Source organism: Candidatus Glassbacteria bacterium, assembly GCA_019456185.1.
In the GTDB taxonomy this organism is placed as follows: domain Bacteria; phylum Gemmatimonadota; class Glassbacteria; order GWA2-58-10; family GWA2-58-10; genus JAJRTS01.
In genome coordinates this window covers 1-11,375 of sequence record VRUH01000060.1, presented here as the reverse complement: position 1 = coordinate 11,375, position 11,375 = coordinate 1, and the positions used below count along the sequence as shown (strand labels likewise).

At 59.8% G+C, this 11,375-nt stretch carries 11 protein-coding genes and 1 pseudogene (1 of these 12 running past the window's edge); 2 read left to right on the top strand and 10 right to left on the bottom strand.

Annotated elements, in window-relative coordinates; translation table 11 throughout:
• The 5 genes and pseudogenes from FVQ81_15715 to FVQ81_15695 form a co-directional block, all read right to left on the bottom strand.
• Positions 1-626 (bottom strand): annotated as a pseudogene (locus FVQ81_15715) (NADH-quinone oxidoreductase subunit M); it reaches 935 nt to the left of the window's first position.
• Positions 627-663: 37 nt separating this feature from the next.
• Positions 664-921: a hypothetical protein gene (locus FVQ81_15710; GenBank protein MBW7997982.1), complete on the bottom strand. Its 258-nt coding sequence runs from the start codon at positions 919-921 to the stop codon at positions 664-666.
• Between the two features lie 192 nt (positions 922-1,113).
• Entirely contained in the window at positions 1,114-3,081 is a 1,968-nt protein-coding gene (gene nuoL / locus FVQ81_15705) for an NADH-quinone oxidoreductase subunit L (protein ID MBW7997981.1), read from the bottom strand.
• 14 nt (positions 3,082-3,095) lie between these two features.
• Positions 3,096-3,398: an NADH-quinone oxidoreductase subunit NuoK gene (nuoK, locus tag FVQ81_15700; GenBank protein MBW7997980.1), complete on the bottom strand. Its 303-nt coding sequence runs from the start codon at positions 3,396-3,398 to the stop codon at positions 3,096-3,098.
• Positions 3,395-4,012 carry an NADH-quinone oxidoreductase subunit J gene (locus tag FVQ81_15695; GenBank protein ID MBW7997979.1) on the bottom strand — a complete coding sequence of 206 codons (618 nt, stop codon included), beginning with the start codon at positions 4,010-4,012 and terminating at the stop codon, positions 3,395-3,397. The genes nuoK and FVQ81_15695 overlap by 4 nt, the downstream gene beginning before the upstream one ends.
• 39 nt (positions 4,013-4,051) lie before the next feature.
• Between FVQ81_15695 and FVQ81_15690 the strand changes: the two genes are divergently transcribed.
• Together FVQ81_15690 and FVQ81_15685 are read left to right on the top strand one after the other, a co-directional pair.
• The gene (locus FVQ81_15690) at positions 4,052-4,876 is read left to right on the top strand and encodes a glycosyltransferase family 2 protein (protein ID MBW7997978.1); all 825 of its coding nucleotides are present in this window, start codon (positions 4,052-4,054) and stop codon (positions 4,874-4,876) included.
• The gene (locus tag FVQ81_15685; GenBank protein ID MBW7997977.1) at positions 4,827-5,882 is read left to right on the top strand and encodes a glycosyltransferase family 9 protein; all 1,056 of its coding nucleotides are present in this window, start codon (positions 4,827-4,829) and stop codon (positions 5,880-5,882) included. The genes FVQ81_15690 and FVQ81_15685 overlap by 50 nt, the downstream gene beginning before the upstream one ends.
• Positions 5,883-6,178: 296 nt before the next feature.
• On the opposite strand, the gene FVQ81_15680 is transcribed toward FVQ81_15685, so the two are convergent.
• From FVQ81_15680 to FVQ81_15660, 5 genes are all read right to left on the bottom strand, one after another.
• Complete coding sequence (locus FVQ81_15680; protein ID MBW7997976.1) at positions 6,179-7,126, bottom strand: DUF1080 domain-containing protein; 948 nt, start codon at positions 7,124-7,126, stop codon at positions 6,179-6,181.
• Between the two features lie 44 nt (positions 7,127-7,170).
• Positions 7,171-8,463 carry a Gfo/Idh/MocA family oxidoreductase gene (locus FVQ81_15675; GenBank protein ID MBW7997975.1) on the bottom strand — a complete coding sequence of 431 codons (1,293 nt, stop codon included), beginning with the start codon at positions 8,461-8,463 and terminating at the stop codon, positions 7,171-7,173.
• A gap of 89 nt (positions 8,464-8,552) precedes the next feature.
• Positions 8,553-9,137 (bottom strand): DUF2179 domain-containing protein, encoded by a 585-nt coding sequence (locus FVQ81_15670; GenBank protein ID MBW7997974.1) that lies wholly within the window; start codon positions 9,135-9,137, stop codon positions 8,553-8,555.
• Between the two features lie 485 nt (positions 9,138-9,622).
• Positions 9,623-10,591 carry a calcium/sodium antiporter gene (locus tag FVQ81_15665; protein MBW7997973.1) on the bottom strand — a complete coding sequence of 323 codons (969 nt, stop codon included), beginning with the start codon at positions 10,589-10,591 and terminating at the stop codon, positions 9,623-9,625.
• A 20-nt stretch (positions 10,592-10,611) separates the two neighbouring features.
• On the bottom strand, positions 10,612-10,830 hold the full coding sequence (locus FVQ81_15660) for a hypothetical protein (protein MBW7997972.1): 219 nt from the start codon (positions 10,828-10,830) through the stop codon (positions 10,612-10,614).
• Positions 10,831-11,375: the final 545 nt, after the last annotated feature.

The window sequence follows — 11,375 nt, the reverse complement described above, 5'->3', positions numbered from 1 at the left end:
GGAACCGCCACGCGGTAGAGTACCAACAGGTCGGTGGTGAAATAACCCAGACTCTGCTCGCCGATCCAGAACAGGTAGATAAACCCCACCAGCATCAGCAGGCTGCCCACCATCGTGTAGAGCACGAACTTGATCGCGGCGTAGATCCTCCGCTCGTGTCCCCACACGCCGATCAGCAGGTACATGGGAATCAGCATCACTTCCCAGAAGAAATAGAACAGCACCAGGTCCAGGGCCATGAACGCGCCCAGCATCCCGGTTTCCAGCACCAGGATCAGGATCAGGAACGTTTTGACATTTTTCTGCACGTCGTTCCAGCTGGAGAGCACGACCACGGGAGTGAGGAACGTGGTCAGCAGGATCAGCAGCAGGCTGATCCCGTCGATACCCAGGTAGTAGCTCACGCCCCACCGCTCGATCCAGGGTATGTGCACCACGAACTGCATCCCGGCGCTTTCAGGCTGGAAGCAGCACCACAGATCGAGACTGACCACGAACACCACCAGGCTCGCAACCAGTGCCGACCAGCGCAGCAGGGCTTTCTGCGATCCGGGCACCAGCACCAGCACGACAGTGAACGCCAGCGGCAGGAACAGGACCCAGCTCAATATGTCTGACTGGCTTATTTCAGTAAATCCCAAGAGTTAAATCCTCTATTTGGATTTATCCGCGCCAAATTGTAAAGGCCACTAAAATGACGTTAATCAAGGTCAACACGGCAACAAATATTGTCAAATTTCGTATTTCTTGAGTCATGGCGATAATAAGTCTATTCTGTTCCTCAAAATCTCGACGCGCTATCTCCTCGCGTAAGAAATTAAGCCCTATAACAGTACTAGACGCTTTTTGATCGTATTCCTCAATGAGCTTTTCCCTTGAAAGACTTTTTAATTGTTGATAATTGAGTACCATAGGGACCATGTTTGAAGCTATCCATAATTTTTTCGCAGAATCTGCTGTTTCATTTCCTTCCTACTGAGCCGCCACTCTCCGGGCGAGGCATGCCTCGCCCCTACGACAAACCCCTGGCACATCCTGGAATACAAAGTTCTTGCGGCTTTAATCCCCTCTACCAAGAGGGGTGCCCGCGTCAGCGGGCGGGGTGTGTCACTGCTACCAGATCATCGAACCGATCAACAGGACCGCGCCGATAAGAAACGTGACCGCGTATGCCTGCGCATAGCCGTTCTGCAGCCGCGCGGCAACTCGTCCCAGCCCGCGGACAGTGGTCCCGGTCAGGTTGACCAGCCCGTCAATTACTCCTGCATCGAATATTTTCCACAGCAGGTAGGTGCTGATCAGCTTGATCGGCTGGACTATGAACACGTTGTAAATCTCATCGACATAGTATTTGTTGTAGATAAGCTGGTGGAGCAGCGGCCACTGCTCGGCCAGCTGCCCGGGTTTCTCGGGCTTGCGTATGTAGAACAAGTAAGCCGCGCCGATACCTGTTACCGCCACGGCCACAGACAGGACGATCATCAGGTATTCCACCGCGAGCGGCCAGTGATGCGCCCCGGCGGGTATTTCCACCGCGCCGTTCTCGTTGCCCAGCAGCGGGGCGAGCCAGTGATGGAAATGGTTGCCGCCCCAGAGGGCCTCGGGGATGCCGGCAAACCCGCCGATCACGCTCAGCACGCCGAGAACGATCAGCGGGACGGTCATCAGCGACGGCGACTCGTGGATATGGTGTTTCGTTTCCTCGTCGGCGCGGCACTCGCCGTGGAAGGTGAGAAACACCAGCCGGAACATGTAGAACGCGGTCAGCCCGGCGGCCACGAACCCGATCAGCCACAATGTCCAGTGGCCCTGCGGGCTGCTGAACGCTTTCCAGAGGATCTCGTCCTTGCTGAAGAAGCCCGAAAACGGCGGGATACCCGCAATGGCCAGGGTGGCGAACAGGAACGTCCAGTAGGTGACCGGCATCTGCTTTTTCAGCCCGCCCATCTCGCGGATATCCTGCTTGTTGCTCATCGCGTGGATCACGCTGCCCGAACCCAGGAACAGCAGGGCCTTGAAAAACGCATGGGTCACCAGGTGGAAAATCCCCGCCGAGAAAGCTCCCACGCCCACGGCCAGGAACATGTAGCCGAGCTGGCTGACAGTGCTGTAGGCCAGCACCTTCTTGATATCGTTCTGCATCAGCCCGATACTGGCCGCGTAGATCGCCGTGGCCGCGCCCACCACCGCCACCACGCACATCGCGGCCGGCGCCAGCAGGTAGAGCACATTGAGCCGGACGATCATATATACGCCTGCGGTCACCATCGTGGCGGCATGGATCAGGGCGGACACCGGGGTCGGGCCGGCCATCGCGTCGGGCAGCCAGACATAGAGCGGAATCTGCGCGCTCTTGCCGGTGGCGCCCAGGAACAGCAGCAGGCAGATTGCGGTGGCCAGTGTCCCGCCGCCGGTCAGCAACAGCGGCGCCTGCTGGGCGATCTCGTTGAAATTGACCGTACCCAGGCTCCAGAAAATCAGGATAATCCCCAGCAGGAAGCCGAAATCGCCGATTCGGTTGACCACGAACGCCTTCTTGCCGGCGTAGGCTTTCTCGGGGTCCTCGAACCAGAAGCCGATCAGCAGGTAGCTGCACAGCCCCACGCCTTCCCAGCCGACAAACATCGCCACCGCGTTGTCGGCGGTCACCAGCAGCAGCATGAAGAACACAAACAGGTTAAGGTAGGTGAAATAGCGCCAGTAGCACTCGTCGCGGGCCATGTAGCCCATCGAATAGATGTGGATCAGCGCGCTGACCCCGGCCACCACCAGCACCATCACCGCGCTCAGCCGGTCGAACACGAACGCCGCCTCCACGTTCAGTCCACCCACGGCGAACCAGCGGTAGAGATGGTCGGCCAGGAAGACCGTTTCCTCCCCGTGGCCGTGGCCGGAGAGCTCCTTCAGCTTGAAAAACGCGGCCAGGCCGATCAGGAAGCTGACACCCACCGCGGCGCTGGCCAGCGTGCCGATAACCTTCCTCGGCAGCGTGCGCCCCAGCAGTGCGACCAGGATCGCGCCCAGCAGGGGGCTGAGAACGATCCAGCGCAGCAGATCATATTGTACGGCCACCGGTTCCATCTACTCTCTCCAGCCTACCACTTGAGGTTTCTGAAGTCGTCGATATTAACCGTCTCCCTGCGGCGGAAGACCGCGACTATGATCGCCAGGCCCACCGCCACCTCGGCCGCGGCAAGCGCCATCACGAACATCGCCACGATCTGCGGGTCCATGCTGGCGTTGTGGCGTGCGAACGCCACCAGGGCCAGGTTGGCCGCGTTGAGCATCAGCTCCACGCTCATGAACATGATCAGCACGTTGCGCCGGGTGATAAACCCGCCAATGCCGATCACGAACAGGACCGCGCTGAGTGTGAGTACGCTTTGCAGGGCGATCACGGTTGTTCCTTTCCGGCCAGCACCAGCGCGCCGACTATCGCCACCAGCAGCAGCACCGCCATCAGCTCCAGCGGATACAGATACTGGCTGAACATCAGCTCTCCCACTGCGGATGCCTGGCCGAAATCAGCCGCCACCTCAGGGGGAAGGTCGAGCAGGGCGCCAGTACCCTTGATTGCCGAATAGAACTGTCTCAATATTATCAGGGTGACTATCAGTCCGATGAATTTAAGTCCGAGATTACGCATCTGGCCGATCATGCCGGTCTTGAGGTTCAGCATCATGATTACGAACACGAACAGCATCAAGATAGCGCCGGCGTAAACTATTACCTGGACCGCGGCCAGGAAGAACGCGTTTAGCAACACGTAGATCACCGCCAGACTGAACATGCAGCTTATCAGCCAGACCACGCTGACGACGGGGTTTTTGCGGGTGACTGCCAGAAATGCCGAGATGGCGCTGAGTGCGGCGAAGAAATAGAAGAAAAGTTGCTCGGCCACTTGATGAAGTCCTCGGTCGGCGGGACGGGAATTCCGGGTGGCTCCCGAACCTCCGTAAGCAGTTATTCCGGGTGTTTCAGCTTGCTTGGGCAGGGAAAACTGTTTTGAAATCTTAACACCTCAAGAGTAAATTGTCAAACTATTAAACTGATGAATCAGCCAAATGCAGCTTCGGAATTTGACTGTGAGAACCGGCCGTTGAAAAAGATTTCGGTGGTGATGATAACCCTCGACGCCGCGCGCACTCTGGAGCGCAGTTTGAACTCGGTCTCCCGCCTGGCCGACGAGATTGTCGTGGTCGACAGCGGCAGCAGTGACAGCACGGCCGGGATCGCCGCCGCCTGCGGTGCCCGTGTGCTCGATCACCCGTGGCAGGGCTACGGCGCGCAGAAGAATTACGGTATCGAGCGGGCCGGCAACGAGTGGGTGTTGAGCCTGGACGCCGATGAGCTTGTGAGCGACGAGCTTGCCCGCTCGATTGCCTCTCTGCCGGATGTGCCCCCGTGCGACGGCTACCGGGTGCCGCGGCTGAACCATTATTTCGGCCGGCCCCTGCGCCACGGCGGCCAGTACCCGGACCTCCAGCTGCGCCTGTTCCGCAAGAGCCGGGGACGGTTCGACACGAGGCCCGTCCACGAGTCGGTGAGGATCGAGGGGAAAGTGGGCCGGCTGGAAGGAGACCTTCTCCATGATACATATGAGTCGATCGAAGAGTACCTGCGGAAGTTTATGGACTATACCGAGCTCGAGGCCCGCCGCCTGCTGGACTCCGGCGAACGTCCAACCCCGTTGCGGGCGGTGCGGCGGATGGTCTGCTCGCCAGCGGTTAAATTCATCCGCCGCTACCTGTTCAAGCTGGGGTTCCTCGACGGGGTCCCCGGGCTGATCGCCGCCGCGTTCGGCTCGTTCACGATGAGCGTATCCTATGCCAGGTTCTGGGAAAAATATCGGGCGCGTGCTGCTGGTCAGAAATGACCGCCTGGGCGACCTGGTGCTGACAACCCCGTCGTTCCGCGTGCTGCGCGAGGCCCTCCCCGCCGCCCGGATCGACCTGCTGTGCAGCGCCTACGCCGAGCCGGTTGTGCGCGGCAACCCGTGTATCGACAGCATTCTCACCGACTCCGGCGCCCACGACCGCGCGGGTTTCCGCGAAATTGCCGCCGAGATTCGCGCCCGTGGCTATGACGCCGCGGTGGTGTTTGTCCACAGCCGCAAGAACGCGCTGCTGGTCCGCTCGGCGGGAATCCCGCTGCGGATCGGCCCGCTGGTCAAACTCTACGCGCCGCTGTTTTTCAACCGGCCGGTGAGGCAGAAACGCAGCCGGGGGGAGAAACACGAAGCCGCCTACAATATCGATCTGTTAACCAAGTTGGGAATCGATATACAGCAAAAAATCCCGCCGCCGGTTGTGGTGGCTGACGAGGCTGCACTGGAGCGGGCGGCCGAACTGACGGCAAATATATTTGCCGATCCGGCAAACAAGCTTGTGGTGATCCACCCGGGGATGGGCGGCAGCGCGCTCAACTGGCCGATCGAACGCTGGCGGGAGCTCACCGGGCTGCTGGCGCGGGAGGCGGGGCTGAACGTGGTGGTTACCGGAACGGAACCCGAGGAGGACCTGGCCGAAAGCGCGGCCGAGGAGGGGATTCACACCGGGCGGGTGAAAGTGGTTGTCGGTCTGGGGCTGGAGGATTTTATCGGGCTGCTGAGCAGGGCATCGGCGGTTGCGGCCCCCAGCACCGGGCCGCTGCACCTGGCCGCGGCGCTGGGCGTGCCCGCGCTGGCCGGGATATACAGCCCTGTGCCGGCCCATCACCCCAGGCGCTGGGGGCCGCTGGGCACCGGGGAAATCCGCACGTTCCTGCCGGAAGTGGATTGCCCGGCGCGGCTGGAGTGCCTGGGGGAAAAATGCCCGGAGTTTTTCTGCATGGGGGGGATAAAGCCGAGTGAGGTGGCGGAGTGGGTGTTGGGGATGATTTAACTCCTTTTTAGATATTGCAGATATATTAAAGTAATCTCGCACTCAAAAAACCCCGCTCACTCAAGCAGGGCTTTTATAATTCCAGCTAGTGTAGTGTCCCGGAAGTATATGTAATAATTCGACGGGCTGGTAATGGTTCGATCAGCTCAAGCTGAAATCCCCCCTGGCCCCCCTTTGCCAAAGGGGGGAAGCGGCCTCCCCCTTTCGAAAAGGGGGATCGAGGGGGATTTATAATCCGCTTTTTTTCCTACATTATTTGCAGGACACAACACTAGACAGCATAAGCATAGTACAGCTCAGTTTTCCAGCATCCCCAGCAGCCACTCCAGGTGATGGCGCACGATTTCCGATTCTGTTTCAGCGGCCTGCGCCTGCAAGGTTTTTATCACCGAGCTGCGCACCGGCGCGGGCGCAGCCGGCGCGGAGGCGGCGGCCACGATATCGAACAGGGCCTTTTTGGCGCCGACCGAGCTGACAGAATCTTCCTCCGCCAGCAGTGCGCACAATTGCCCGGCCAGCAGGGTGTCCAGTTTCAGCGCGGCCTCGTGGGTCAGCTTGCGAACCCGTGGGTCCGTGGAGGAGAAGCCTTTAACAACGTAATCCGGCTCGCGGTCCAGCTCGCGGAGGCGCAGATTGCGGAATTTGACCCACTGGTCCGGCCCGGAATGGTTGGTCTGAAGGCCCAGGGGGCCGCGCAGGCTCTTACTCCTCAAACTCTTCACATAATTCATCTCCGCCCAGGTGGTCACTTTCCCGTCCACCGCGATAATGATCAGCTGGCGGTCGCAGACGATTTCCATCTCGTGCCAGACCCCCGTGGTCTCGTCCGGCCGGTTGGTCACCGCCACGTGGCCGTAGATCGACCCCGTGCAATGCAGGTCGTCACGGTGGGGGGTCCACGGGGCGAGCAGCTGGATTTCGTAGCCTTTCGCCCAGGCGAGCTGCTCGTCGGCGTCAGCGCGGATCATCACGCCGCTGTTGCCGACCCCGGAGAGCAGATACTCGAAACGGAAGACAAAATTGCCATAGGCGGCAGCGGTGCACAGCAGGCCCGGACCGCCGTCGCCTCCGCCCGTGACCAGGCAGCCGTCCTCGACCCGGAAACCGTCCGGGCAGGCCCCGGTGTTCCAGCCGGCCAGGTCATGGCCGTTGAAAATTGAGACAAAACCTCTTTCATCGGCTGCCGACGAGGCTACGGCTGTTGCAGCCAGAGTCAGCAGGGCAAAAATCAGTGACTTGCGCATAAAATCTCCAATAATAAAAAACCTGAATTTAGAACTCGGTTTTGTCAGGAAAAAATCCAGGGCGCGCGATAGGGCCTGGACAGTAAATAATTAGCCGCGTTGTCACCGACAAACCGTTCGGCCGTATCGTCCCAGACAAGTTTTCTGCCCAGCCGGAATGAGATCAGCCCCAGGTGCATCGGGAGCGTCATTCTGCGCACATATTCGAGATTGCTCTCGGGCTGGGTGCGCGATTTGACGGAATCGATAAAATTACGCTGATGTCCCGGCGATCTCGGCAGAGTCTTCGGTACGTCCGGGATGTCGGCGAGCTTCTCGCCGTCGAGGGTAACTTCGCAGCTCGAGTAATCGCAGAGCAATGAACCTTTGGTCCCCTCGAAACAGGCGCCGATTTGACGGTCCGCGGCGCCGGGGACCTGGGGCGGAGTCGTGGTCCAGTGGATCTTCAGGTCCTCGAATTCATAGTCGATGTCGATCCAGAGAGGCGTGTCGGCAATACTGTTGTGGGGCACCTCGCCCCTGGCGTCGATACTGAGCAGGCGGCCAGGCTCGAGCGCCCAGAAGACGATATCCGCGATATGGCACCAGAAATCCCCGAATACCCCGCCGGAGTAGTCGAAAAAATAGCGGAATGTCCCGTGACAGCGGGCCGGGGTATATTCAGCGTACGGCGCCGGGCCGAGCCACATATCCCAGTTCAGGCTTTCCGGCGGAGTCCGGTTGGCCGGGAACCCGAGAGCGGGCGGGCCGCCTGTCTTCCAGATACGCGCGGTGTGGATTTTCCCCAGCCTGCCTGAGCGGACCAGTTCGACCACGCGGTGGTAGTTTTCACCGGCGTGAATCTGGGTGCCCAGCTGGAAAACACGCTCATACCGGTTCAAGTTCCCCAGCATGGCCCGCCCTTCGACCGGCGTATATGAGAGAGGTTTCTCTCCGTAAACATCCTTGCCCGCCTGAAAGGCCAGATTCGCAATCGGGGCGTGCCAGTGGTCGGGTGTGGCGCAGGTTATCGCGTCGATATCCTCTCGTTCCAGGATGCGACGGAAATCGGTGTAAGCTTTGGCGCGGGTATCCGGATGGATTTCCTTTAACGAATCCATCGCCCTGCCAAGTCTCTGTTCGTCCAGGTCGCAAAGCGCGGCGATCCGGACGTCGGGCAGGCCGGCGAACCACCTCAGGTGCGAGTTCCCCATCGAGCCAAGCCCGATGTGAGCAACGACGACTTTGTCATTGGCGGCGATAGCGCCGGCATTGCGCGACAGCAGCAGCAGGCCCAGCGATCCCATCGAAGCTTTGCGCAGGAACTCGCGGCGGTTAGACATGTTTTTCGTGGTCATCGACAAACAGTCCTTTCTCTTCACGGCATAAAAACAGCCGATTTTGACCTGTGACTAAGTTGATCGGTTTTATTCGGCGAGAGAGAGCCTCACTTCTTCTTCAGGATTCTCATCCAGCCCCACAACCCGCCGGCCGGCCGCTGGTTGTACTCCACGATATTGCTGTGCCGCACGTCCTCGATTGTCACCACCGACTTTGGGTCCACCCCGGAGATAATCTCCATCAGCTCCGCCACTTTTTTGCGCGGCGCGATCACGAAGCCCAGCAGGACCGGTCCCTCGCGGCCCGAACCGGAAAACTCGGTAACGCCGAATCCCTGCGAACGCAGCACCCGGCTGATATTCTCCCCTTCCTCGCTGCTGATAAAGCGCACCACCTGCTGGCCCACGGCCATTTTTTGCTCGATAATCAAGCCGACCACGTTGCCCAGTGCGAAGCCCAGTCCGTAGGCCAGGTAGCCGATCACGTTGGTGAGATGGGCGATTATCCCGGTGATCGCCAGCAGCCAGATTGTCACCTCGAAAAAGCCCAGGACGGCGGCTGTGTAGCGACGGCCGCGGAAAACCATGATCATCCGCACCGTGCCGATCGAGACATCCACCACGCGGCTGAGCATGATCGCCAGCGGCAGCAGCAGCGGGTATTGGTCGAGCGTGTCCAGCAGTTGTTCCACCGGGAGGTCTCCGTCTAAAGTGAATCCGAGGGATCGTCACTCTTCCCATCTCTCTCACCGGGCTTCGTCCTGCGCTGGAACCCGATCGCAAAGAAAACGAACGTCACGCCCCAGAACACAACCGGCGGGATGTGCGCGTGCAACTGCCCGCCGAGAGCAGGCCCTCCAGCACGGCGATAGTCAGGGCTGTCAGAACATTTTCGCTAATCGACCGGAAGTGCTTTTAATTAGCCCGGATCACCCTGTCCGTGACAACAGACCTGGAGCTTGTGGGCCTGCCAGCCGTGGTCAGCGGCCGCCTGGCGCGGGCCGGAGTGACCATAAGCGCTTTCTCCTCCCGCAAGGATGTCCACCTGTTCGCGCCACAAGAAGAAGCGCAAAAGGCAAAAGGTATGGCGGTGTTACCGGCCGAAGATGTGCTACGCCCGGTGGCGGTAAACCACTTGCTGCTTTTTGAGAACCCCCGGAATAAGCTTTTGCTTCCCCTATGCCCCCTGCAGCATCAGGATGGTCACCCACATCACGGTGGCCATTACCAGCAGCGCCACGCCCTCCAGGCGGGAGATCCGCCACCCCGTGCGGATAAAGACCAGCAGGACAAGCACCATCACCGCCAGGGCGGCCAGCGAGAAACGCGCCATCGGGTCCACCCCCACCGGCCGCAGGATGCCGGCCAGGCCCAGCACGCCCAGCACGTTGAAGATGCTGCTGCCGATGATGTTGCCGACGCTGATGCCGTGGCGGTGCTTCAGGATGGCCACCAGGCTCACCACCAACTCCGGCACCGAGGTGGCCACGGCCACCACCGTAACGCCTATCACCCATTCACTGACCCCGAAAGTCTTGGCCAACGCAGTGGATGAGCCCACCAGCAGGTGGCTGCCGTAAACGATGCAGGCCAGCCCAACAATCAGCAGCAGCCATTCCTGCAGAAGGGGCCTTGCCCTGCGCCCCGGCTCTGGCACGCGGGCCCTTTCTTCCGCGTCCGTGCTCGGCAGGGCCTTGCGGGAGCGGAAGAGATAGAAGAGATAGGCGGCAAAGAGCAGGAAGAGCAGGGCCCCGTCCAGGTGGCTCAGCGTCAGGTCCGATACAATCAGGCCCAGCAGCAGCACGGAGGAAACAATGAGGATGGTGCCGTCGCGCCGCAGCAGGTGCGCGCTGGTGTTGATGGTGCGCACCAGGGCGCACCCGCCCAGGATGAAGCCCAGGTTGAAGATGTTGGATCCCACTATGTTGCCCACCGAGATGTCCCCGTACCCGCGGAAAGCGGAGTTCAGCGTCACGGCGAACTCGGGGGCCGACGTGCCGAAAGCCACCACCGTCAGGCCGATTACCAGTTCGCTGACGTGCAGGCGCTGCGCAATGCGGGTGGCGGACTCGACCACGTAGTAGGCCCCCACGGCCAGCAGCGTGATGGTCCCCAGGATCACCAGAGAATTGACCCAGACGGGCAGGGCGCCGAAGTTTATGGCCACTAAAGACACGTCGCCTCTTGGGTTATGGTAGCGTGTTGAACAAAGCATTCCGTGGCATTTTTCGAGGTGGCTTGCCTTCGCTTGTTATGGCCAGCCGCCTTGCGGTGCTGCTCCTTCGGAAGACCGCGTACCGGTACGGCCAGCACCAGCGCGTTGTCCGCCGAGAGCAGGCCCTCCAGTACGGCGATAGTCATGACTATCAGAACATTTTCGCTCATCGACCGGAAGTGCCTTCAATTAGGATGGTTGCCTAAACGGTCGTCATCGCTCAACACGAACGGCTTTGAAAGGAAGCCGCTGTTCGCTGGATTACGGACCGCTCTGCCGTGGATCAAAGGGGAATATTAGCCTCACCGTGATAGCGGCGCAAGTCGCAACTGAATCCGCTGGAAATGACCATGCCGCGGCAGTTTCTGTCAACCCTGAGGTCGCCCAGTTCCTGACCGTGCTGCCCGTCCTGAGCGCCGCGGCTAGTGTAGTGTACCGGAAATTAGGTGATATAACAGTAATGGCAGCCGACAGAAACCCGTCGTTTATGGGAGGGTTGAAACCCTCGTCACGATTATCTTGTAGGGGCAGACCCATGTGTCTGCCCGCAGGCGCACACGCGGGTGCGCCCCTGCAAAATACGGAATGTTACTTCTGATACAGAGCACTAGAACCTGTTTTATAACTTCTGAATGGCTGTAGCGACTGTCTTGAGAATCAAGAGTTGAGACAGATATTATTTTGATAATTTTTCAAGGTAGCGTTAAGGATAATA

Excerpts from the sequence above, each read along its gene's own strand:
- FVQ81_15710 (MBW7997982.1), bottom strand. The coding sequence starts at position 921 with ATGGTCCCTATGGTACTCAATTATCAACAATTAAAAAGTCTTTCAAGG.
- nuoL (MBW7997981.1), bottom strand. The coding sequence starts at position 3,081 with ATGGAACCGGTGGCCGTACAATATGATCTGCTGCGCTGGATCGTTCTC.
- FVQ81_15690 (MBW7997978.1), top strand. The coding sequence starts at position 4,052 with ATGAATCAGCCAAATGCAGCTTCGGAATTTGACTGTGAGAACCGGCCG.
- FVQ81_15685 (MBW7997977.1), top strand. The coding sequence starts at position 4,827 with ATGCCAGGTTCTGGGAAAAATATCGGGCGCGTGCTGCTGGTCAGAAAT.
- FVQ81_15680 (MBW7997976.1), bottom strand. The coding sequence starts at position 7,126 with ATGCGCAAGTCACTGATTTTTGCCCTGCTGACTCTGGCTGCAACAGCC.
- FVQ81_15675 (MBW7997975.1), bottom strand. The coding sequence starts at position 8,463 with ATGACCACGAAAAACATGTCTAACCGCCGCGAGTTCCTGCGCAAAGCT.
- FVQ81_15660 (MBW7997972.1), bottom strand. The coding sequence starts at position 10,830 with ATGAGCGAAAATGTTCTGATAGTCATGACTATCGCCGTACTGGAGGGC.